The sequence below is a fragment of the Microbacterium wangyouchuni genome (assembly GCF_051546305.1).
Classification (GTDB): Bacteria; Actinomycetota; Actinomycetes; order Actinomycetales; family Microbacteriaceae; genus Microbacterium.
Genome location: NZ_JBPTMA010000005.1, coordinates 97,677 through 120,528, shown reverse-complemented (window position 1 = coordinate 120,528; position 22,852 = coordinate 97,677). Strand labels below are relative to the sequence as shown.

At 65.0% G+C, this 22,852-nt stretch carries 21 protein-coding genes; 11 read left to right on the top strand and 10 right to left on the bottom strand.

Annotated features, from left to right (window positions below; translation table 11 throughout):
* The first annotated feature begins 107 nt into the window (after positions 1-107).
* Positions 108-689 (top strand): hypothetical protein, encoded by a 582-nt coding sequence (locus ACSS7Z_RS11990; RefSeq protein WP_438255030.1) that lies wholly within the window; start codon positions 108-110, stop codon positions 687-689.
* Here the strand turns inward: ACSS7Z_RS11990 and rsmI are convergent.
* Complete coding sequence (gene rsmI / locus ACSS7Z_RS11985) at positions 681-1,502, bottom strand: 16S rRNA (cytidine(1402)-2'-O)-methyltransferase (RefSeq protein WP_438255028.1); 822 nt, start codon at positions 1,500-1,502, stop codon at positions 681-683. The genes ACSS7Z_RS11990 and rsmI overlap by 9 nt on opposite strands.
* Before the next feature lie 36 nt (positions 1,503-1,538).
* Here rsmI and ACSS7Z_RS11980 point away from each other — a divergent pair, with 36 nt between their 5' ends.
* Positions 1,539-3,092 carry a dolichyl-phosphate-mannose--protein mannosyltransferase gene (locus tag ACSS7Z_RS11980; RefSeq protein ID WP_438255027.1) on the top strand — a complete coding sequence of 518 codons (1,554 nt, stop codon included), beginning with the start codon at positions 1,539-1,541 and terminating at the stop codon, positions 3,090-3,092.
* Positions 3,093-3,128: 36 nt separating this feature from the next.
* Here the strand turns inward: ACSS7Z_RS11980 and ACSS7Z_RS11975 are convergent, their stop codons facing one another.
* On the bottom strand, positions 3,129-4,583 hold the full coding sequence (locus ACSS7Z_RS11975) for an HNH endonuclease signature motif containing protein (RefSeq protein ID WP_438255025.1): 1,455 nt from the start codon (positions 4,581-4,583) through the stop codon (positions 3,129-3,131).
* A 99-nt stretch (positions 4,584-4,682) separates the two neighbouring features.
* On the opposite strand from ACSS7Z_RS11975, the gene ACSS7Z_RS11970 reads away from it, so the two are divergent.
* Entirely contained in the window at positions 4,683-5,276 is a 594-nt protein-coding gene (locus tag ACSS7Z_RS11970) for an HAD-IA family hydrolase (protein ID WP_438255024.1), read from the top strand.
* A 42-nt stretch (positions 5,277-5,318) separates the two neighbouring features.
* Here ACSS7Z_RS11970 and ACSS7Z_RS11965 read toward each other — a convergent pair whose 3' ends face one another.
* Entirely contained in the window at positions 5,319-6,284 is a 966-nt protein-coding gene (locus ACSS7Z_RS11965) for a zinc-binding dehydrogenase (RefSeq protein ID WP_438255023.1), read from the bottom strand.
* Positions 6,285-6,365: 81 nt separating this feature from the next.
* On the opposite strand from ACSS7Z_RS11965, the gene ACSS7Z_RS11960 reads away from it, so the two are divergent.
* Positions 6,366-7,319 carry a LacI family DNA-binding transcriptional regulator gene (locus ACSS7Z_RS11960; protein ID WP_438255022.1) on the top strand — a complete coding sequence of 318 codons (954 nt, stop codon included), beginning with the start codon at positions 6,366-6,368 and terminating at the stop codon, positions 7,317-7,319.
* Between the two features lie 10 nt (positions 7,320-7,329).
* Here the strand turns inward: ACSS7Z_RS11960 and ACSS7Z_RS11955 are convergent, their stop codons facing one another.
* From ACSS7Z_RS11955 to ACSS7Z_RS11935, 5 genes are all read right to left on the bottom strand, one after another.
* Positions 7,330-9,129 carry a thioredoxin domain-containing protein gene (locus tag ACSS7Z_RS11955; protein ID WP_438255020.1) on the bottom strand — a complete coding sequence of 600 codons (1,800 nt, stop codon included), beginning with the start codon at positions 9,127-9,129 and terminating at the stop codon, positions 7,330-7,332.
* A gap of 37 nt (positions 9,130-9,166) precedes the next feature.
* Positions 9,167-9,736, bottom strand: a complete 570-nt coding sequence (gene msuE / locus ACSS7Z_RS11950) for an FMN reductase (RefSeq protein ID WP_438255019.1) — start codon at positions 9,734-9,736, stop codon at positions 9,167-9,169.
* Positions 9,737-9,812: 76 nt separating this feature from the next.
* Positions 9,813-10,649 (bottom strand): aldo/keto reductase, encoded by an 837-nt coding sequence (locus tag ACSS7Z_RS11945; RefSeq protein WP_438255017.1) that lies wholly within the window; start codon positions 10,647-10,649, stop codon positions 9,813-9,815.
* A 58-nt stretch (positions 10,650-10,707) separates the two neighbouring features.
* Complete coding sequence (locus ACSS7Z_RS11940; RefSeq protein ID WP_438255015.1) at positions 10,708-11,001, bottom strand: transcriptional regulator; 294 nt, start codon at positions 10,999-11,001, stop codon at positions 10,708-10,710.
* Positions 10,998-11,660 (bottom strand): hypothetical protein, encoded by a 663-nt coding sequence (locus tag ACSS7Z_RS11935; protein ID WP_438255013.1) that lies wholly within the window; start codon positions 11,658-11,660, stop codon positions 10,998-11,000. Before ACSS7Z_RS11935 ends, ACSS7Z_RS11940 begins: the two co-directional genes overlap by 4 nt.
* Positions 11,661-11,774: 114 nt before the next feature.
* On the opposite strand from ACSS7Z_RS11935, the gene hrpA reads away from it, so the two are divergent.
* From hrpA to ACSS7Z_RS11900, 7 genes are all read left to right on the top strand, one after another.
* The gene (gene hrpA / locus ACSS7Z_RS11930) at positions 11,775-15,818 is read left to right on the top strand and encodes an ATP-dependent RNA helicase HrpA (RefSeq protein WP_438255011.1); all 4,044 of its coding nucleotides are present in this window, start codon (positions 11,775-11,777) and stop codon (positions 15,816-15,818) included.
* Between the two features lie 30 nt (positions 15,819-15,848).
* On the top strand, positions 15,849-16,676 hold the full coding sequence (locus ACSS7Z_RS11925) for an alpha/beta fold hydrolase (RefSeq protein ID WP_438255009.1): 828 nt from the start codon (positions 15,849-15,851) through the stop codon (positions 16,674-16,676).
* A gap of 140 nt (positions 16,677-16,816) precedes the next feature.
* Positions 16,817-17,794, top strand: a complete 978-nt coding sequence (locus ACSS7Z_RS11920) for a methionine ABC transporter ATP-binding protein (RefSeq protein WP_438255008.1) — start codon at positions 16,817-16,819, stop codon at positions 17,792-17,794.
* The gene (locus tag ACSS7Z_RS11915) at positions 17,791-18,534 is read left to right on the top strand and encodes a methionine ABC transporter permease (protein WP_438255006.1); all 744 of its coding nucleotides are present in this window, start codon (positions 17,791-17,793) and stop codon (positions 18,532-18,534) included. Before ACSS7Z_RS11920 ends, ACSS7Z_RS11915 begins: the two co-directional genes overlap by 4 nt.
* Positions 18,535-18,568: 34 nt before the next feature.
* Entirely contained in the window at positions 18,569-19,402 is an 834-nt protein-coding gene (locus ACSS7Z_RS11910; RefSeq protein WP_438255005.1) for a MetQ/NlpA family ABC transporter substrate-binding protein, read from the top strand.
* 71 nt (positions 19,403-19,473) lie between these two features.
* A complete protein-coding gene (locus tag ACSS7Z_RS11905) occupies positions 19,474-20,418 on the top strand; it encodes a quinone oxidoreductase family protein (protein WP_438255002.1) in 945 nt (314 codons plus the stop codon).
* An 82-nt stretch (positions 20,419-20,500) separates the two neighbouring features.
* Positions 20,501-20,764: a hypothetical protein gene (locus ACSS7Z_RS11900; protein ID WP_438255001.1), complete on the top strand. Its 264-nt coding sequence runs from the start codon at positions 20,501-20,503 to the stop codon at positions 20,762-20,764.
* A gap of 126 nt (positions 20,765-20,890) precedes the next feature.
* Here the strand turns inward: ACSS7Z_RS11900 and ACSS7Z_RS11895 are convergent, their stop codons facing one another.
* Both ACSS7Z_RS11895 and ACSS7Z_RS11890 read right to left on the bottom strand, forming a co-directional pair.
* The gene (locus tag ACSS7Z_RS11895; protein WP_438255000.1) at positions 20,891-22,003 is read right to left on the bottom strand and encodes an LLM class flavin-dependent oxidoreductase; all 1,113 of its coding nucleotides are present in this window, start codon (positions 22,001-22,003) and stop codon (positions 20,891-20,893) included.
* A 19-nt stretch (positions 22,004-22,022) separates the two neighbouring features.
* Positions 22,023-22,820, bottom strand: coding sequence for an ABC transporter ATP-binding protein (locus ACSS7Z_RS11890; RefSeq protein WP_438254999.1), 798 nt, complete (start codon positions 22,818-22,820; stop codon positions 22,023-22,025).
* Between the last annotated feature and the right edge of the window lie 32 nt (positions 22,821-22,852).

Below are 22,852 nucleotides of genomic sequence, written 5' to 3'. Positions count from 1 at the left end.
ATGTTCATCCTGCCCGATCTCCAGGCCTCCGACCTCCTTCGAACGGAGGAGACGATCCCGGCCGGTCGCAGGATCCGTGTCCGCGACATTTCGATCAGCGTGGAAGCATGAACATCTTCGCCGCCATCCTCGCCTGTGAGATCGGCTTCTGGGTCGTGCTGTTCGGCGGCCTCGCCGCCCGCTATCTGTTACGGATGAAACGACTATCCACGCTGTTGCTGCTCTGCGTGCCACTGCTCGACATCGCCCTGCTGAGCCTCATCGCATGGGATCTCACTGTCGCCGGCGCTACCGCCGACTTCACACATGGTCTCGGCGCCGTCTACCTCGGCTTCACCGTCGCGTTCGGGCATCGCGTCATTCACAGCGTCGACGTCTGGTTCGCCCACCGTTTCGCAAATGGTCCAGCACCGACGAAACTGCCAGCGCGCGGCCGCGCCCGAGTCCTGCACGAGTGGAAGGACTGGGGCCGAATGGTGCTGTGCGCGGTGATCGCCACCGTTGTACTCGGCGGCATCTCGTGGATTGCCGCAGACCCCACACGCACCGCTGAACTCACCAGTTGGATCTGGCGGGTGTGGCTCGTGACGGGTGTGTGGTTCATCGGCTGGCCGGTCTGGGTCAGCGTCGCTTCCCTCGTGCAGCCCGCGGGCCAGGAGGACGAGACTGCATCGGAGCGGTCATTGTGAGCGCGCGGCGAGCGCCTGCTGGTAGAGGTCGCGCGAAGACAGGCCCGTCGCCGCAGCGACTTCTGCGCAGGCGTCTTTCAATCGGATGCCGGAGGCCACGAGCTGCTGCACCTGGGCGACAGCATCCTCCGCCGAAGTCTCGACCCGTGCCCCGCCCTCAACGACGACGACGATCTCGCCCTTGACTCCGGCTTCGGCCCACTTGGCCAGCTCGGGGGCCGTGCCGCGCCGAACCTCTTCGTAGAACTTCGTCAGTTCACGGCAGACGGCGATGCGGCGATCCTCTCCGAAGGCCGCACCCATGTCGGTGAGCGCTGAGGCAAGGCGTGCGGGAGATTCGAAGAAGACCATGGTGCGAGGTTCTGCGGCAAGAGCACGCAGCGTCGAGCGTCGCTCCCCCGGCTTTCGCGGCAGGAACCCTTCGAATGTGAAGCGATCAGTCGGCAGGCCAGAGATCGCCAGAGCCATGAGAACAGCGCTGGGTCCGGGGATCGCGGTGACGGTGACCCCCTGTGCGACGGCTTCGGCCACCAGAGCGTAACCGGGATCGCTGACCGCGGGCATCCCGGCATCGCTGACGACGACGATGTCCTGCTCCGCTGCGAGCGCGACCAGTTCGGCGGCCTTGTGCTTCTCGTTGTGATCGTGCAGGGCTATCAGCCGCGGACGGTTCTCGATCTCGAGCGCCCGCAGCAGCCGCTGGGTGGTGCGAGTGTCTTCGGCCGCGACGATCTCGGCGTTCTCGAGCACCTCGATGAGTCGACGGGAAGCGTCTCCGAGGTTGCCGATCGGTGTCGCAGCAAGGATGATCACACGTTCAGCCTATGTGCGACGACTTAGGCTTATCCCGTGACCGCGCCTGTGCCCCTGCCTCCAGCATCGAGCGAGCGCCTGACGCGATGGGGCCGGGTGCGTGATCGTCTCCTGCTCGATCCGGAGTGGAACCGCGTCATCCGCTGGCTCGCCCCGCTGGTGATCACGGCACTGGCCGCAGCGCTGCGCCTATCGAACCTGGCGCATCCCTACGCTCTGGCATTCGACGAGACGTACTACGCCAAGGATGCCTGGTCGTTGTGGGCCCTCGGTTACGAAGGCACGTGGGGTGACGGCGCGAACGAGGCGTTCGTCACCGGAGACACGGGGACCCTCAGCGAGACCGGCAGCTATGTCGTGCACCCGCCTCTGGGCAAATGGCTCATCGCCCTGGGAATGGGGCTGTTCGGAGCGGGAAACAGCGCGGCATGGCGCCTGAGCACCGCAGTGATCGGCACCCTGACCGTGTTGCTCGTGTACCTGGTTGCCAAAGAACTGACCCGGTCGATCGTCGTTGCGAGCGTCGCCGGCCTCCTGCTCGCGATCGATGGCCTCAGCATCGTGATGAGTCGCATCGCACTGCTCGACGGTCCGCTGACGTTCTTCATCCTGCTGGGCTTCTTGTTCATCCTCTACGACCGCAGGCGAAACATACCCCCAGAGCTGCCATCCGATCACCACGATGACCGCGAGCGCCTGTGGGGCCGGATTCTCTGGCGCCGCCCCTGGGTGGTGGCTGCCGGTGTGGCGCTCGGCGCTGCGTCGGCGGTGAAGTGGTCGGGCCTGTACGCTCTGGCCGGCTTCGGGCTGTATCTCGTGATCTCCGATGCGCTCGCTCGCCGCCGCGCGGGGATCGTCTTCTGGCCGATGGATGCCGTTGGCCGGCAGGGTCCGGTCTCGTTCCTGTTGCTGGTGCCGGCGGCTCTGGTCACGTATCTGATCACCTGGTCCGGGTGGCTCGTGACGGCAGGGGGCTACGACCGGAGCAGTTCAGACAACCCACTGGTCGCCCTGTGGAACTATCACCAGTCGATCTATGGATTCCACGTCGGGCTCAGCACCGGGCATCCCTATGCCAGCGCTGCTTGGCAGTGGCCATTCCTGATTCGGCCGACAGCGGTGTGGGTAGGAGATGACCAGTCCTGTGGCACGGACCATTGCATCTCGGTCGTTTCAACTCTCCCCAATCCACTGATCTGGTGGGCCGGCGTCGCGGCGGCGGTGTTCCTGCTGTACCGGATCGTGCGCGGTCTCATCGTGCGCGAACCGGCGCCGTGGACATTCGCGATGCCGCTGGTGGGGCTGGCCGTCACGTATCTGCCGTGGCTGCTGTATCCGACCCGGACGATTTTCCAGTTCTACACCGTGGTGATGATGCCGTTCCTCGTGCTTGCGCTGGTGCTCGCACTGCGCGAAATCGCTGGAGGTCGAGATGACCGATTGCATCGCCGCCAGGCCGGCGAGCGCACCGTCATCGTCTTCCTCGTTGCCGCGGTGCTCGTCTCGGCGTTCTTCTATCCGGTGTGGACGGGAATGAACGTGCCATACGACTTCTGGTTGATCCACAACTGGATCCCCACCTGGATCTGACCCGGCTGGTCAGCGTCACTGGTCACTGGTCAGCGGTCAGACGGGTTGCCGCGCTTTCGGCCGACTTTTTCTGGCCGGCCACCAGCGCCTTTCGCGATCCCACCATGCCGGACCCCGAATCTCAGGCAGCCCGTTTCGCATTCGAACCTGCCAATGCGAAAGATGCAGCGTGCGATGGTGGAACCAGCACAGCAGTACCCCGTTATCGGTGTGGGTCGGGCCGCCGGCCGCGTGTTCCTGAACGTGGTGCACTTCGCACCAGGTCGCCGGGATCATGCATCCCGGAACCACGCATCCCCCATCGCGAATCACGATCGCCCGACGCTGCAGGGCGTTGAAGATCCGGGCGGAGGTTCCCAGCGACACGATGCGGCCATTCTCATCGAAGAGGACCCGCTGAATACCGCCAGCGCACGCGGTCTGGGCGGCGACGCTCATCGGCACGAGGTCTCCGGTGTTGACGACCGTTCCCCATCCGGTTCCGGTGGCGTAGTCCTCGGCGTTCGCTGTGACGATGAGTGTTGGCGCGGCTCCACCGAGATCGGAGACGTCTCCGGCCCGAGCAGCAACATTCACCATGCTCGCGAAGGCATCGTGCTGCTTCTGCGTGCGAGTGCGCGTGTCGACGTAGGTCGTGTCGGGGCATGAGCCGTCATCACCGAGCGCTTCGTCTTCAGAGGGAACAAAGTGCACGCCCAGATCTTGCGGGCCGTCAACCTGAGGATTCAACGAGCTGTCCATCAGCAGTTTCAGTTGAGCGGCGACCTCGGGCAGCAGGTTGCCGGCCACGCGAGCGGTGCCGTTGCGAACCCGCCCAATGGTGAAGCTGCGCTCGCGCTGTGCCACGTCGTCGGAGGGTTCGGCACCATCGGGGTCAAGGTAGGCAACGAGCACCGTCGCGAGCGCTCTGAGTTCTTCGGGAGTCGGCAAGGGGCCCTGCACCGCATCCGAACCTGAATCAAGATCGCTGTAGATCCCCCGAGCGAATGCCCCCAGCTGGCGGTCGGCCTCGATTCGCGCGCTGGCGGTGATCCGCTTGCCAGCGGCCTCGAGCGGTTCGGTCGCAGCGAGGAAGCCCTCCAGACCCAGGTCGCCCGAAATCATCGCGTCCCGCAGCATCGGGTAACGCGGCGGAAGAAAAACCCCATCGGTGATGCCGCGTACTCGCTGCACGAAGCCGGCTGCCTTCATCCGCTTGTTGGCGGAACGTGAATCGCTGAGCGTCAGCATCCGCACCATCTCGGTCGGACGCGCGCAGCCGTACGCCGTGGTGAGTCGCTCATCGCGAATGCCCTGGGAGCGTTCGCTCACCTGCACTGCTGCCTCTACCTGTAGTCCCTCGAGCCGTCGCTGCAGCTTTCCGGTCGCCACCAAAAGCGCCGCGATGTCTTCGCCCGCAAGATCGGGAATCGTCTCGGTTGCGAACATTTCGCGCACCGCGCTGGCGAGAGTCTCGTCGAGACTCTCGATCTGGGCGACAACGCTGTTCATACCTTCCATTTAATCGACCACCACCGACATTCGAACAAAGATTCGCCGCAAACCCTCAACCACGAGTTGAACCGAGTTTTTGCGGGCAGAATGGCGATCATGATCCGCGCCGTCCTCTTCGACCTCGACGGGGTTGTTCGACACTTCGCTTCAGCCGCTGTCGCCGACATCGAACAGCGCCACGGGGTCGACCCCGGCGCGCTCACCCACGCAGCATTCTCGACCGCGGCCCTCGATCAGGTCACGACGGGCAGAATCAGTCGCCAGGAATGGATCGGGCAGATTGCCGTCGACGTCGCTAATGAGGCCGCCGCCGAAGAGTGGGGCCGCCAGCGCCCCACCGTGGACCAGGCCGTCGTGACGCTCGCGAACGAACTCGCGCACCTAGGGCTCACCACCGCAATCCTCACGAACGGCACCGACACGATCCCCGAAGAGATGGTGGCGGCCGGGCTCACCGCGCACTTCGACCCGATCTTCAATTCCGCCACCATCGGCCACGCGAAACCTGACCAACGCGCATTCCAACACGTTCTCAACGTACTCGGGCTCACCGCCGGCCAGGTCTTCTTCACCGACGACTCGCCCGCAAAACTCACCGGGGCAGAAGCCCTCGGCATCCGCACCCACCATTTCGTCGGAATCGCAGAGCTGCGAGGCGTGCTCCGCACCCACGGCATTGCCGTGGGCTGAAGCGCTCAGCGCTCGAGCAGCAGCTCGCCAGCATCCGGAAGATCAGTCACCGAACCGGGCGACCAGGCGACCCGTCACCTCGCCATTCTTCAGGTTCTGAAGCCCCGTTCCGATCTCCTCGAACGAGATCTCCTCATAGACCGGCGTGATCTCTCCAGAGAGCATGAGGTCGAAGACCTCCTCGATGTCCTGCACCGTTCCGCCCAGAGAGCCGATGAGCTTCTTGCCGAGGAGCGTCGAGGTGACGACCGTGAAGGTCTGCTTGCCGAGTCCGACCTGCACGACGGTGCCACCACGCTTGACCGCGTTGATCGCCTTCTGTGTCGTCTCGAAACCGGCGTAGTCAACAATGAGGTCGAAACCGGATGCTGAATTGAGCGGGTCTCCGCCGGGCTCGACTGCCCATTCATCCGCATCCTTGACGCAACTGACGACACCGGCCGCGAGCGCAACCGGCCACACGTCCTTCTTACTCTCAGCGACGTGGACCTCGGCGCCGGCGAGTACCGCGGCGCGAGCACCGATCTGTCCGAGGCCGCCAAAGCCGATGACCCCGACCTTCATTCCTGCCTTCGCGCCGCCCTCCTTGATCATCGCGTGGTACGACGTCATGCCCGCATCCGTGGCGAGTGCGGCCAGTGAAACATCCAGGCCCGCGGGTACCCGTGCAAGATCGCGATAGTCCGCCGCGAGCTTGTCGGCGAAGCCACCGGGCGTGAACATTCCCAGAGGCGGCTGCACGCCGGAGGAGTTGACGCCGACGACATCGCCGATCCGGAACCCGACGACCTCGGAACCGATCGCGGAGATCACACCGGCGTTCTCGTGGCCCTGCGTCATAGGAAGAAAGGGCATCATCCCATCGCCCAGTGCCATGTAAAGCAGGTCAGAGTGGCAGAGCCCAGATGCTTTCACATCGATGATCACCTGCGTCGGTGACGGTTCCGGTGCTGCAACTTCATTCATCTGGATCGGCGCGCCGTCTCCCAGATACTGCCAAGCCCTCATGAATTGCTCCTTCTCGCCGTGCTCCGTACGTTGATTCCGTTCAGCGTAGTTACTTAATCGATTAAGTGGTAGCGTGCCCAGATGATTTCATCTCCCCGTAAGCCAACGATCCGGAATGTTGCGGATGCTGCCGGGGTCTCAGCTGCAACCGTGAGTTACGTGCTGAACGAGACTCGGGGACAAACCATCACCGAGCAGACCCGCAATCGCGTGCGAAGCGCAGCCTCCGAACTCGGCTATGTCCCGCACAGCGCAGCCCGAGCGCTCCGCGAAGGGATGTCCCGCATCGTGCTCCTGAAGGTCGGGGCCATGCTCGGCGGGCACAGCCTCGATCGATTCATCGTCGGCATGAATGAGGAGTTGCGTGCACATGAGCACGCGCTGCTCGTCACCGCTGGCCCCGACACCATCGATGGCGGCGCGCCGGCCGAAGCACTCGGAGCTCTGATGCCGCGTGCGGTGCTTGATCTGCCCGCCCTCCTCGCCGACGCTGATGCCAGCCATCCTCTGTTCGCCATCGTGGATGGATATCGGACGGGGCTCGCTTTTCACACGCTCACTCAACTCCGCCATCTCGCAGAAGGGGGACACCGCGAGATCGCGTTCGCCCTCCCGTTCACTCTCGGCAGAGCCCCAGCGATCTCCGTGGAAGAAGCCTCCCGAATCGCTGCGGATCTCAGAATCGAGCGAATTCATCCACTGCGCATCGCGCTGGGTGAGGACCCGCATCAACGCATCGCCGCGGTCCGCACCATCACCGAGAGCACATCGGTCACCGCAGTCGCTGCGAGCAGTGACGACGTGGCATTCGGGGTACTGAACGCAATGGAGAGTTTGGGGCTTCATGCGCCGAAGGATCTTGCGGTGATCGGTTTCGATGACGGGATGCACGGACAGCTCTGGCGGCCCGCGCTGACCACAGTGTCCATCGATGCCGAGTCCTTCGGCCGCCGCGCTGCGCTGCTCATGCTGGGCCGTGACCCCGGAGCGTGGGTACAGGCTCCATCACGGGTCATCGTGCGAGAAACGACGTGAGCGTGTGGCCTCAGCGCTCGAGCAGCAGCTCGCCAGCATCCGCGGTGGGTAACCGGCAGACGAACGCCCGGCAGTCGTACGCGAGCTCTACGGCCGCGTCCTTCCCCGCGAACAGCTCGAACCCGGCATCCGCGAAAGCGCCTGCCTGCGCGGGCGTCACGATGGCGATCACGTCCGCGTCGAGGCGGCGGGATGCCGCGGCGAGCGCACCCGCGCGATCCTCCGTCACCACGACCATCTGACGGGGCGGGGCGATGAGTGCTGCGGCGATTCCCAGCAGCGAGCCGTGCGCGAAGGGGTTCTGCAGAGCGGATGCCACCTGTGCTCGTACCTGTTCTTCGGCGGCTGCCCGGTACTTCTCACCCGCGCCCAGTCGCCAGGCCGCCAGCGAGGCACCCGCGACCGCTGCTGTTCCGGACGGCAGATCCCCGTCCGTCTGGTCCGGTGCCGCCGCCACATTCTGCGCTGCGAGCACGGGGTCGCCGTCCACGCCACCGTCGAGCACGTCATCCAGCAGCTCGCGCGCCGCCAACGCCCACCGCACTTCTCCGGTCGCCACCGCGAGCGCAAACAGCCCCTCCGCGAACAGGCCCACATCGGCGAGTGTCGCCACCGCCGTCGATGCCACCCCGTCCAGTGAGGCGCGCACGAGTCGACCATCCGGCGAACGGTTCACCGACAATACGAATGATGCGGCTTGCGCAGCAGCATCCGCCCACGAAGTCTCGTCCAACGCCGCGCCCGCTCGGGCGAGGGCTGCGATCGCGAGCCCGTTCCATCCGGTGATCACCTTGCCATCCACCGCTGGTGGCTCGAGTCCTTCACGAGAAGCGGCAAGATAGTAACCGCCTTCGCTGCGCTGCCCATCGATCCACGACTCCGAGTCCTGCGCAGCGCCGAACGCTCCACCATCCCGGCGCAGCACGTCAAGGAGGAACGCGACGATTCCGCGAGCCGTCGCGTCGTCGCCTGCGCGCACGGCGACATCCAGCAGTTGGGCGTTATCGGTCAGCATTCGCTCGTAGTGCGGCACGGTCCAATCGCGTTGGGTGGCGTACCGGAAGAAACCGCCCTCGAGACTGTCGCGAAGATCGGATGCCGCCATCGCAGCCAACGAACGTTCCGCCGAGGCTGCCGCATCCGGGGTCTCACGCCGAAGCAATGGCCGCTGGAGAAACCCGAGTGTCGTCGCCACGGGAAACTTCGGTGCACCGCCGAAACCGCCGAACATCGCGTCTTCCCGTGCGGCGATAGCCTCGGCAGCCACGGCCAGCGCCACCGTCGACGGCAGGTCGGATGGAGTAACGACCGCCGCCTGCGCCAGTGCTTCTGCCACGGCATCCGCCGACTCGATCGCCTGCTCACGGCGCAGCATCCATGCCTCGTGCACCGCGGCGAGCACATCACGAAACCCGGGCATCTGCGCACGCGCTTCTGGCGGCCAATAGGTCCCCGCGTAGAACGTGCGCCCCTGCGGCGTCGTGAACGCAGTCAGCGGCCACCCCAGATTCTGCGTGAACGCAGATGCCGCGGCCATATAGGCCGCGTCGACATCCGGATGCTCCTCGCGGTCGACCTTCACCGCCACGAAGTCCCGGTTGATGAGCCCTGCGATCTCGGGAGAGGAGAACGATTCCCGAGCCATCACATGGCACCAGTGACACGTGGAGTAGCCGATCGAGATGAGTATCGGAACATTCCGCCGCTGCGCCTCGGCGAACGCTTCCGGACCCCAGGCGAACCAGTCGACGGGGTTATCGGCGTGCGCCCGCAGGTAGGGGCTGAGCGTGTCGGCGAGGCGATTGACCATGCCCTCACGGTACGCCCCGGCCGGCGAGCCGAACAGCTCAGCTGACCAGCGACTCCACCGACCGTGACGCGGCATACCTGACCAGCGGCAACGCACGTTCGGCGGCGAGCGCGATGCGCCCCGCCAACACCTCGGAGTTGACTCGATACCCGTCGAAATCAGTGTTGCTCGCATACACCCCCAGCGGCAGCGTGAGCGCCTGGAAGAACGAGAACAGCGGTCGCAGTTGATGCTCGATCATCAGCGCGTGCCGCTCTCCCCCGCCGGTCGCCGCCAGCAGCACGGGCGTTCCGACGAGCGCATACTGCCCAACAAAGTCGAACAGATGCTTGAACAGGCCGGTGAAGGATGCCCGGTACACCGGACTGCCTACGATCAGCAGGTCAGCCTGCTCAATCGCGACCAACTGCTCCTCGATGTGCAACGGCAGATCATCGCGATGCAGGGCTCCGGCCAGCGCCGGCCCGACCGTGGTCAGTTCGATCAGCAGCACCTCGCAGTCCGCGCGCTCGGCGATGGCTGCGGAGATAGCGCGCAGCAGCGCGGTCGTCTTGCTGGGCTCGTGCAGTGAGCCGGAGACGGCGACGATGCGGAATGGCGTGGTCATGGCGACGACGCTAGCGACGACGACGCCCTGTGGCGCACGAAGCGACACAGGGCGTCATCCAACGCAATTATGCGTCTCAGTTGAACTCGTTCGGGTGGCTGCCGACGCGGCCGGATCCGTCGAGCGGGTCGAGTGCGTCGATCGCTGCGATCTCTGCATCTGTCAGTGTGAAATCGAACACGTCGAGGTTCTCGCGCAGGCGCTCGATGCGCACCGACTTCGGGAACACGATGTTCCCCTTCTGCAGGTGCCAGCCCAGCACGACCTGCGCAGGGCTCTTGCCGTGCGCGGCGGCGGCGTCGGCGACAGCGGGGGTGCCGAACAGGTCGTACTTGCCCTGGCCGAGCGGACCCCAGGCCTCGATGCGGATGCCGTGGTCAGCAGCCCACGCGACGACCTCGCGCTGCTGGTACGCCGGGTGCAGCTCGATCTGGTTCACCGCGGGGGTGACGCCGGTCTCCTTGACCACGCGCTCGAGGTGCGGGACGAGGAAGTTCGAGACGCCGATGCTGCGGGTCAGGCCCTGCTCGCGCAGCTCGACGAGCTTGGCGAATGCGTGCACGAAGTTGTCCTTCGCAGGCGTCGGCCAGTGCACGAGGTACAGGTCGACCTGATCGATGCCGAGCTTCTCCAGGCTCTCGGCGATCGCTTTGTTCGGCTCGTCGCCATCGTGGCGGTCGTTCCACAGCTTCGTGGTGATGAAGAGTTCTTCGCGGGCGATACCGCTCTTTGCGATAGCGGCGCCGACGCCCTCTTCGTTGCCGTAGATCGCGGCGGTGTCGATGTGGCGGTAGCCGACCTCGAGCGCTTCGCTGACAGCTTTCTCGGTCTCCTCCTGCGGAACCAGGAAGACGCCGTAGCCGAGCTGCGGAATCGTGAAGCCGTCATTGAGAGTGATGGTGGGAATCGTCATGCGTTCAGCCTACGACCTGTGATGACAGGTACCGGCCCGAGATGACTCCGAATGTCGATCATCGCTGTCCGAGTACCGCATGAAGGGCCTCGGTGTAATCCTCGAAAGCGCGTCGACCGGTGCGGGTGAGCCCGATGTAGGTCACCGGAGTCCGCCCCTGGTGGGTTTTCGCCACGGCGATGTAATCAGCATCCTCAAGCTTGCGCAGGTGCGTGGAGAGGTTGCCTGCCGTCATGTCCAGCAGCTCCTGTAGACGCGGAAAAGCGATGCTCTCCTCGTCTGCCAGCGTCGCAAGTGCCGCCGTGATCCGCAGTCGCGCTGCCGCATGGATGACCGGATCGAGTTCGGTCATGATCGCGCACCCGGAGCCATGCGGCTGCGTGCTCGCCGCATCCATATCCACGTCCACAGCGCGACGATCAGCAATCCCCCACCGCCGGCCAGCGCGTAGACCAGATACTGACCGGGATAGCCGACGAACGGCGCGACGGCACTGACGATGATCGACCAGCCACCCAGAATCAACATCGGAACAGCCCGCCAAATCGCCGCGGCCGAGACGAACATGACGCCGACGAAGAAGATGTACGCCGACGGGTAGAAGACCCTCAGCAGATCCGGATGCATACCCTGAAGCACGAGCGCCTGGCCGAGCGCGAAGATCGCCAGGCAGCCGACCCACCAGGACTGTCCGTAGATGATTCCGACGAAGGCGGAGTCCTTGCCGCCGCGCAGGCCCGTGCCCGAACGGATCCCCAGAACGGTCGACAGGACTCCTGCCCCGCCCAGAAGCACGACGAATGCGCCGATCGCCACCCCGATCGGCAGCGAGAACGCGGCACCGGGGCCATCGATCAGCCACAGCGCGCCGAACCCGAACAGCCAGGCGATGCCCCACGACAGCAGGATCAACGGCACGAACGCACCCTTTTGCCCTGCGACGCTGCGCTGCTGATCCTTCATCAGTGCCAGCATCTCGGCCGGGTCAAGAGGCTCTTCATCGAGTGACATGGTCGTACTCCGTTCTCGGGTCTGTCTGGTCATGGTTAACTTTGTACTGCAAACTACTTTGCATGTCAATGCCCGCGCGCACATCAGGGCGGCCTCGTCATACGATGGAGGGCTATGTCTACTGCCGATTTCGTCATCACCTATCCCTCGGAACTGCCCGTCAGCGCCGCGCGGGATGAGATCGCTGATGCCATCCGCAATCACCAGGTCGTGGTCGTGGCAGGAGCCACCGGGTCGGGTAAGACGACGCAGCTGCCTAAGATCTGCCTCGAACTCGGGCGAGAGAACATCGCGCATACGCAGCCGCGTCGCCTCGCCGCACGAACGATCGCCGAGCGCATCGCGGAAGAGCTGCAGGTGGAGCTGGGAACCACCGTCGGATACAAAGTGCGCTTCACCGACAAAGTGTCGGCCACAACCAAGATCGCTCTGATGACCGATGGGATCCTGCTCAACGAGATCCATCGGGACCGGCTCCTGCGCCGATACGACACGATCATCATCGATGAGGCCCACGAGCGATCCCTCAACGTCGACTTTCTGCTCGGCTACCTCACTCGCATCCTGCCGGAGCGCCCGGATCTCAAGGTCATCATCACCTCGGCGACGATCGATCCGGTGAGCTTCGCGAAGCATTTCGCGTCCCCTGCCGGCATCCCGGCTCCTGTCATCGAGGTGTCTGGCCGCACCTATCCGGTCGAGATTCGGTACCGAGCTCCGGCCGACGCGAGCACAACTCCTGAAGAAACCGCGGCCGGGGCCTCTCCGGGGCCGACTTCAGCACGTTCTGGCAAAAAGTTCAGGAGTTATGCATCGGGAGCGGCGGCGACAGCGGCCGGAGAAGCCGAGGACGAGGTCTCCGCGATCGTTGCGGCGCTGCGCGAGCTCGATGGTGAAGCGCACGGTGACGTGCTCGTGTTCCTGCCCGGCGAGGCCGAGATCCGGGATGCCGCGGATGCTGTGCGCGCCGCGTACACGTCAGCATCGGCGCCGGTGGAGGTTCTCCCCCTGTACGGGCGCCTGTCCGCCGCTGAACAGCACCGCGTCTTCGAAAAGAGCCGCGTTGCGGGTGTCCGGCGCCGCGTCGTTCTGGCTACGAACGTCGCCGAGACGAGCCTGACCGTCCCCGGCATCAAATACGTCATCGACACGGGAACGGCACGCGTCTCCCGCTACAGCAACCGCTCGAAGGTGCAGCGACTGCCGATCGAAGCGATCTCGCAGGCGTCGGCGAACCAGCGCTCGGGACGCGCGGGACGAACCAGCGACGGCATCGCGATCCGCCTCTACAGCGAAGACGACTTCGATAAGCGCCCGGAGTTCACCGAACCCGAAGTGCTGCGCACATCCCTCGCTGCGGTCGTACTGCAGATGCTGTCACTCGGCTTCGGCGACATCACGGCTTTCCCGTTTCTCACCCCGCCCGATTCCCGCGGAATCCGCGCGGCCTTCGACCTGCTCACCGAGCTCGGTGCAGTGACCCTTCAACAGGCTCAGGGAGCGAATCCTGAGAGCCCGCGGCTGACGAAGATCGGCCGTGAGATCTCGCGGATGCCGATCGACCCCCGCTTCGCACGAATGTTGCTCGAGGCGCAGACCCCTTCGACGGGCTCAGGGACCGACGTCACCGCTGCTGTCCTCGCGATCGTCTCCGGTCTCACGATCCAAGACGTACGCGAACGGCCGTCCCAGGATGCACCGCAGAATGTGCGCGACTCCGCCGAGAAGATGCACGCGCGATTCACGGATCCGACGAGTGACTTCCTCGCGATCCTGAACCTGTGGAACCATCTGCGCGAGCAGCAGCGCGAGCTCGGCTCCAGCGCTTTCCGGCGGATGTGCCGTTCCGAGCACCTGAACTATGTGCGCGTGCGGGAATGGTTCGACGTGCACCGCCAGCTGCGCTCGCTCGTGAAAACGGGGACGTCATCGAAGGGGGATGCGGCGGCTGACCCCGACGCGATCCATCGCGCGCTGCTGTCCGGGCTGCTGTCTCAGATCGGCACGCTCGATGAGCGCAACACCAAGACACCCCCCAAGGGGCAGGCGAAGAGCCAGAAAGATCCGAAGCGTCGCATCGCCGAATATCGCGGAGCACGCGGCATCCGCTTCTCGATCTTCCCCGGATCGGGCCTGCGCAAGAAGGCGCCGCAGGCGGTCATGGCCGCCGAGATCGTCGAGACCTCCCGAACCTTTGCCCGTACCGTCGCCGCGATCGACCCGGCGTGGGCTGAGTCTCTGGCCGGTGACCTCGCGAAGCGGTCAACCTCGGAACCGCACTGGTCCAAGGATGCCGGATCGACCATCGCCTACGAGAAGGTCACGCTCTTCGGTGTCGAGATCGTTCCGCGTCGGCGCATTCAGTTCGCCCGCGTCGACCGGGCCGCATCACGGGAGATGTTCCTGCGTCATGCGCTGGTCGAGGGAGAGTGGGATCCGAGCCGACTCGACAAGCGCGTCAGCGCGTTCTGGCGCAGCAACCACGAATTGCGCAAGCGACTCGAGAAGCTCGAGGAGCGCGAGCGCCGCCGCGACATCCTCGCCGGCGATGAAGAGGTGTTCCGCTTCTACGATGAGCGCGTCCCCGCCGATGTGTTCGACGTGCGCTCGTTCGAGAAGTGGTGGCGCGAATCGCTGCAACAGACCCCGAAGCTGCTAGTCATGCGCGAGAGCGATCTGATCGAAGACGACGAGCGCGCCGATCAGAATGAGTTCCCGACCCGCTGGACGCAGGGCGATCAGGTTCTCGGGCTCGCGTACCGTTTCGAGCCCGGTGCTGCGGACGACGGTGTCAGCGTCGTCGTGCCGTTAGCGCTGCTGGCACAGATCGAGGATCGCGGCTTCGACTGGCAGGTGCCGGGCCTGCGTGCAGAACTCGTCACGGCCCTTCTTCGAGCACTACCCAAGACGATCCGCCGACATGTGGTCCCAGCCGCGGACTGGGCTGACAAGTTCGGCGAAGTGCTTGCGGAAGAGGGGCCGGAGCGGCACGGCGGACGGCCGCAACGCTCCATGAAAGAAGCACTCGCCCGTCTGATCCAGCCACTGGCGAATCAGCCGGTGAACGCCTCCGACTTCGACGACGAGCGCGTGCCCGGGCACCTGCGGATGAACTTCCGTGCGGTCGATGAACGCGGCCGGGTGGCAGGTTCCGCACGAGATCTCAGCGACCTTCAGTCGCAGCTGTCAGATCGCGCCCGCGCGAGTGTCGCCCGGTCGATCGCACGGCCGGAGCAGAATCGTCGAGGACCCCGGCCCGACGCAAACGCTGTTGCCGCAGCATCCGCACGGGGGCCGATCGAGCAGGACGGCCTCACCTCGTGGACCTTCGGAGATCTTCCCGAGGTGCTCGACACGAAGGTCGCCGGCGGTGTCGTCCGCGGCTATCCTGCGATCGTTGACCAGGGTAAAACCGTGTCGATCCGCGTCGAGTCGACAGCGGATGCCGCAAACGCCGCGACCAGCGACGGCGTGGTGCGCCTGATCCTGCTGAGCGTTCCCTCTCCCGCCTCGTACGTGCAGGGACATCTCACCTCGCAGGAGAAGCTCGCGCTGGCAGCATCGCCGTACTCGTCGGTCGCTGCGCTGATCGAAGATGCCAGAGTCGCGGTCGTACGCGCCGCGCTGCGATCGGATGCGATCATCCGCACCGAGTCGGAGTTCGTGGCCGCACGGGATGCTGTGAGCGCGACGCACGTCGATCAGCTGTTCACGACCGTCTCCCTCGTCGCGAAGATTCTCACGAAGTCGCGCGAGGTCGAGCGCGGCATCAAGTCGCAAAACTCGCTTGCTCTGCTCGGTCCGCTGAACGATATCCGCACGCAGCTCAGTGGCCTGTTGCATCCGGGATTCATCTCGGCGGCAGGCACCGAGCGATTGGCGCACTTCCCGCGTTATCTTGACGGCATGCTCGACCGGTTAAAGACGCTCGAGAGCGAACCGGGCAAGGATCGCACCCGCATGACCGAGTACGAACGTATGGCGAAGGCGTTTGAGGATGCTGGGGGGACGGTGCCGCTCCCCCGAGATGCAGCCCCCGCGCTTGAGGAGGCGCGCTGGCTGCTGGAAGAGTTCCGCATCAGCGTCTTCGCACAGCGGCTCGGTACCGCACAGCCGGTCTCGCCGCAGCGCATCCAGAAAGTGCTCGCGGCACGCTGAGCGAAACGTCGCGCGAGATACCCTGGCGAGATGAATCGGCAAACGGTCCCGTCAGGAGCTGCCCAGTTGTCCGCAGAAGCGAGCGGCAATACTGACGGCGCCGCGGTACTGCTGATCCATGCGGGCGTCACCGATCTGCGTTCCTGGGATCATCTGGTCGAGCACCTCGGCGCGGGCGTGCGTAGCATCCGGTACGACGCGCGTGGCTACGGCGAGACCACGTACGACGCAGACGACGGGTGGTCGCCCGTCACCGATACCCTCGCTGTTCTGGATGCCTCGAACGTGAACAGAGCGATCGTCGTGGGCTGCTCGATGGGCGGGCGCACAGCGATCGATCTTGCGCTCGCGCATCCGGAGCGAGTCTCAGCGTTGGTGCTGATCGCACCCGCCATCAGCGGCGCTCCGGAACCAGCACTCGAGCCTGTGGTCGCCGAACTTGATCTTGCGATCGATGCGGCCGACTCGCACGGGGATCTCGATGAGGTCAATCGGCTCGAGGCCCACGTCTGGCTGGACGGGCCCGGTCACGAAGGTCGCGTCACAGGGCCCGCGCGCACACGCTTCCTGGAGATGAACGGTCGTGCACTCGCGGCTGCTGATCCTGGAGAACCCACATTCGCGTCAGATTCATTCTCCGAACTCGTGCGGATCTCCGTACCGACCCTCCTCCTCGTCGGCGACCTCGATCTGAAGCACGTCCGCGAGAACGCGCGGCATGCCGCGGCTTCCATCCCGCAGTCACAACTGATCGAGCTCCGCGGCGTCGCTCATCTCCCGCATCTGGAAAGCCATCGGCCGACGCTGGATGCCATCGTCGAGTTTGTCGCCTCAACACCGCACAGCCGCAGCGCATAACCGCAGCGCATAACAAAGGTGTTGCGCGAGGCCTGAGCGCCCGTCACACGGCGTCATCTCGATTAGCGCCAACCGGGCGATCGGGTGAGAATTGATTTCTCACCTCCTCTTCTTCCCCGAAAGGGGCCCTTGGCATTCCTATGATCACCATCGAGCACGTCAGCCGGTCGTTCGGCGGCACCCGCGCACTCGACGATGTCTCGCTCGAGATACCCCGCGGTCAGATCTTTGGCGTCGTCGGCCAGTCCGGTGCCGGCAAATCGACGCTGCTGCGCACCGTCAATGCACTCGAGCGCCCGGACTCCGGACACGTCGTCGTCGACGGCGTGCAGATCTCGCATCTGGCCGGCAACGAACTGCGCGCAGCCCGGCACGGCATCGGCATGGTGTTCCAGCACTTCAATCTGGTGGGTAACCGTACGATCGCCCAGAACGTGGAGTTCGCGCTGGAAGCGGTCGGTCGTGCACGTGGCGACCGCACGAAGGATGCCCTCGAGATGCTCGACCTGGTCGGTCTCGCCTCCCGCGCCGGCGCCTACCCCGCGCAGCTCTCCGGCGGACAGCGTCAGCGCGTCGGCATCGCCCGCGCCCTGGCATCCCGCCCCAGCGTCCTGCTCTCGGACGAGGCGACCAGCGCACTCGACCCCGACACCACCCGCCAGATCCTCGCTCTGATGAAGCGGCTGTCGGGCGAGCTGGGACTGACGATCATGCTCATCACACATGAGATGGCTGTTGTGAAGCAGATCTGTGATGCCGCAGCGCTCCTCGAGCACGGCCGCGTGGTCGAGCAGGGTGCCCTGATCGATCTCATCCGCACGCCGGGCAGCCGTCTGGCGCGAGACCTGTTTCCACTCGGCGATGTCCCCGAGATGCCGGGCTCCGCGGTCATCGACCTCACCTTTGCTGGCGAAGAGGCTGAGCGGCCGACCATCACACTCCTCGCACGCGCTCTGGATCTGGATGTTTCGATCCTCGGCGCCACGATCGAGAACATCGCCGGATCACAGGCCGGCCGTACTCGGCTCGCGCTTCCGGCTGACCCCGCAGTTCTCGCTCGCGCTCAGGCATTCCTCGCCGAGCACGACGTAGCCGTCGAAGTGGTGAAAGCAGCATGATCGACTACACATCCCCGGACTTCTGGCCCGATCTGTTCGACGTCATGCTCAAGGGCACGCTCGAAACGCTCTGGATGACCGCTGTCGCCATCCTCATCACGATCGTCGTCGGTCTCCCGCTAGGCATCGTGCTCGTCGGCACGGAGAAGGGTCGTTTCCTGGCGACTCCGTTCGGCTCCGCCACGGCCGGTGTGATCATCAACCGGCTGCTGGGGTTCATCGTGAACCTGGGTCGATCGGTGCCGTTCATCGTTCTGATGATCGCGCTCATTCCGCTGACCCGACTCCTGCTCGGCTCGTTCATCGGCACGGGGCCTGCGATCTTCCCGCTCACGCTCATCGCGATTCCGTTCTTCGCGCGCGTTGTGGAGATCGCCGTCAAGGAGGTCGATTCGGGTCTGCTCGAGGCGGCCGATTCGCTCGGGGCCACCCGCTGGCAGCTCGTGCGGCGCGTCATCCTCCCCGAGACCGGACCGGCGATCGTGCTCGGCATCGCAACGACCATCACCTCAATCATCAACTTCTCCGCCATGGTCGGCGTCGTCGGCGGCGGCGGGCTCGGAAACGTCGCGCTCACCTACGGCTTCCAGCGCTACAGCTGGGTGCACATCGTCGCCGTCGTGATCGTGCTGTTCGTGATCGTGCTGCTGGTGCAGTGGGCATGCAACGTGCTTGCGCGCCGTCTCGATCACGCCAATCGTGCCTCGCACTCTGCCGACGTCATCGCCGTCGGCGCCTGATTTCCTTTCACCCCTGACACCCCGGAGCATCATCATGTCTTTCTCCTCTCTCACTCGCGGCATCGCCATCGCCATCGCCGCCGCAGGCGCCCTTGCACTCGGCCTCACCGCCTGTGCCGGATCGGACTCCACTCCGGCCGCCGACGGCTCTGAGGGCCTCGGCACGCTGAAGGTCGGCGCTCTGCCGGTCCCGGCCGGCGACATGCTGAAGTGGGTCTCCGAGAACCTCGCCGAGGAGAAGGGGCTCACGATCGAGTGGCAGGAGTTCACCGACTACAACACGCCGAACCCGGCACTGTCGGACGGCTCGATCGATGCCAACCTGTTCCAGAACTCGACGTTCCTGGACACCTACAACACGCAAGCCGGTGACGAGCTGATCTCCCTCGGCGACATCTACCTGCCGGCCGCAGCTTTCTACAGCGAGAAGATCGACAGCCTTGACGAGCTCAAAAAGGGCGCCACTGTTGCGATCCCGAACGACCCGACGAACGAGGGTCGTGCGCTCGAGCTGCTCGCCGCCGAAGGCATCATCGAGATCAAGGACAACGCGACCACGATCACCGACATCACCGACAACCCCAAGGATCTGAAGTTTGTCGAGATCGAGAACGCTTCGCTCGCACTCGCTCTGCCCGACAACGACGCTGCCTTCGTGACCGCGTCGTTCGCGATTCCGGCTGGGCTCTCCGACGAGCAGGCGATCCTCCTCGAGGGCACCGACAGCAAGTACTACAACGTGCTGGCCACTCGTCCCGAGCTCAAGGATGACCCGCGCATCGTGGCTCTCATCGAACTTCTCAACGATGACCGCACCAAGGAGTACATCCTGGAGACGTGGAAGGGACTCATCGTCCCCGTCGGCTGATCTCAGCGCCGTTGTGAAGCCCTCACATCTTCGGATGTGAGGGCTTTGCTCGTTGCCGGTAGCCTGGCGTCATGGCTCACGCGATCGTGTACACAGAACTCGGCACCCCTGATGTCCTTCAGCTCGTAGAGATCCCCGATCCTGTCGCCGGCCCCGGTGAGGTCGTGGTGCGGATCGAGGCAGCGGGCGTCAACCCGCTGGATGCGAAGCTGCGCCGCGGCGCACGCCCCGGCGCTCCGATCACCCAGCCGCGCCGCGTCGGTTTCGACGGCGCAGGAGTGATCGAGTCACTCGGCGAGGGCGTGAGCGAATTCGCTGTCGGCGACCGTGTGGCAATCGGCGGCACTGTGGGCACGTACGCCACTCACCTCGTCGTGAAGGTGGAGAATCTCGATCTGCTTCCGGATGCTGTGACCGCTGCCGAGGGCGCCGGTCTCAGCATCCCGATCGGAACCGCCTATCAGTGCCTGCGTTCGCTCAATGTCGGAGACGGCGATGTCTTGCTCGTGCACGCCGGTTCTGGCGCTGTGGGACAGGCCATGATTCAGTTTGCTGTCGCCTGGGGCGCAACCGTTGTCGCCACTGCAAGCCCGGCTCGCCACGAGCATCTGCGCGAACTCGGCGCGATCCCTGTTGCTTACGGCGATGGTCTCGCGGACCGTGTGCGGGCAGCTGTGGATGGCGACGTCACCGTCGCGCTCGACTGCATCGGCACCGATGAGGCGATTGAGACCTCCCTTGAACTCATTACTGACCGCGATCGCATTGCGACGATCGTTCGCGGCCCGGATGCTGCCAGCTTCGGCATCCGTGCTTTCAGCGGCGGCTCTCCCGAGCCGCTCACGGCGCAGGAGCTCGCCTGGCGCGCAGAGGCCGTCGGTGTAGCGATCGAACTTATCGCAGCCGGAGACTTCCAAATCGAGCTCGGCGCCACGCTGCCGCTCGCCGAAGCCGCCGTGGCCCACCGCATGGTCGAGGAGCACTCCGCCCGCGGCAAGATCACACTGGTTCCGTGATCGTCCGCGCCCGTCACCTCCGGCAGTGCCGAGTTTGAGCGATCCCAGCGACTCATCAGTCCCCCCGGAACCATTCACGTTCATGAATGCTCCCGGACGCAGCGGTGTCCCCCGACTCCAGCAGCCGGTCGTCGAGATCCTATTTTTCGGCGCATTCTGCGTTGCGGGGATTCTGCTGTCGGTGTTCCTGTTCACCAGGCACGGAGGCGGGGCAGCCCCTGCCGTCTCCGGCGTAATTGTGCTGATCTTCTGGGTCGTTCCCGGCGCTGTCGGAATGTACATCGGCTTCGCCCGACAGGTCTGGAAGCGGCGCTACAAGAAGGCCTACGGCACCCCACCGTTCTGATCGCGGGCTATGGGTACTGCCGGCCACGACGAAAGCGATCTCGGGCACGCCCAGACGCACACGCAGAGCTGTCGAACAGTACGCGGCCCGTAGCAAGAACAACTGGCGCCGGCGGGCGGCACGCTCTCAGGCGGCCGCACGAGCCTCGTCTCGCCGGCGAGCACCTTCGCGGAGCAGCGGCACCAGCTCCTTACCCCAGTCGCGGACATCACCCAGCGGGTTGAAGCCGCGGATGAGGAACCGTGTGACACCCAGGTCGTAGTACTTCAGCAGCGCGTCGGCGACTTGCTCTGGTGTGCCCACTGGAGCGGTGGAGTTCCCCGACGGTCCGGTGAGCCTTGTGATTCCGAGCCAGAGCCGCTCGTCATGCACGTCACCGCGGGTTGCATGCTGCTGCAGACGATCGGCCGACACGGCAGTTCGTTCGCGGCGCAGTGGCTCAGCAAAAGCCAGCGTATTGCCAGTCTTGTTCCCTTCAAGGAGCTTCTCCGCGTGCGCGTAGATCCGGTCTGCCTTTGCCCACGCTTCCTCTTCGGTGTTGGCAATGATCGGACGGGTGGAGAGGCTGAACTCGATCGTGCGCCCCTCCCGGGCTGCGGCCACCCGGATCGCACGAATGTGCTCTGCGACGTCGGCGAGCGGTTCGCCGAAGAGCATGTACACATCGGCCTCCTTGGCGCCGACCTCGATGGCACCGTCTGAAAGGCCTCCGAAGAAGATCGGGATGCCATCGGATGTCGCTGGCTTGACTCCCGAATACCCGCCCTCGAACCGATAGAACTCCCCATTGTGATCGAATGGCTCCTCCTCGGTGAGCGTCTTGCGCAGCACCTCGATGAACTCGCCGGTGCGACGGTAGCGGTCATGTTTTTCACTGAAATCACCATCACGTCGCTGATCTGCCTCGCTGCCACCGGTGATGTGGTGGATCGCGACTCTTCCCCCACCGGTCAGATGGTCGAGCGTCGCGAGCTTGCGAGCGACGATCGTTGGCGGGACGAATCCAGGGCGGTGGGCGATCAGCACCTTGAGTCGCTCGGTGGAATGCAGTGCGGCGGATGCCACCGCAAAACCATCCGGCGAGCTCGCGCTATAGCCGATCAGCACGCGGTCGAACCCGGCTTCCTCGTGTGCGCGGGAAAACTCTCGCACATACGCCGGATCGACAACGGGTCCCGTCAGCGCCTTCGCCTCCGACCCTGCGGTAGTAGCGATCATTCCAAGAAGTTCAATGGGCATTGCGGTGACTCCAAACGTGTCAGGGGCGGTTGGTGGAAAGTGTGCGGATGAGGGGGACGGAATCGATAAGCCGCCGGGTGTATGGATGCTGCGGTTGGGAGAGCACTCGCCGAGTCGAACCGTCCTCGACGATGCGCCCATGATTAAGGACGACGAGCCGATCGCTCATGGCTGCGAGTGAACCGATGTCATGCGAGATCACCAGCATCGCCAGAGCGCTGCCCCGCCGGTCTCTCAGCGCAATCAATGCCTGCACGACCCGGTCACGACTCGCTGCGTCGAGCGCGCTGACGGGTTCATCGAGCACGAGGAGGTGCGGCTCGACGACGAGAGCTCTGACGATTGCGGCTCGTTGGCGCTGCCCGCCCGAAAGCCCGGAAGGCAGTCGGCTAATGAGCTCCGCGTCGAGACCGACCGCCTGCAGCGCGACATCCCGCTGACGCGCAGCATCCTGTGCGGGGACACGGGCAATGCGCAGACCTTCGACGAGGGAATCCGCCACAGGCACCCCCGGATCGAGCGAGCGCAACGGATCCTGGAACACATATTGCACTGCACCGGAACGCCGCCACGCGCGCAGTGCGCCGCCACGAAGCCGAGTGATATCCCGGCCTGCGACGTGAATGCTGCCTTCGGAGGGTCGAGCTGCGCGGAGAACGGCCCGCGCGAGGGTGGTCTTCCCCGAGCCAGATTCGCCAACGACACCGACGACCTCGCCCGGACGCACGGTGAGGGAGATACGGTCGAGCACGCGCACCTGGCCATAGTCGACCGAGACGCCATCCAGTTCGAGAACCGAGCCCCGAGCTGAGGCCACGTTCCCCAAAGGCTCCGGGCGACGCGGAGCGG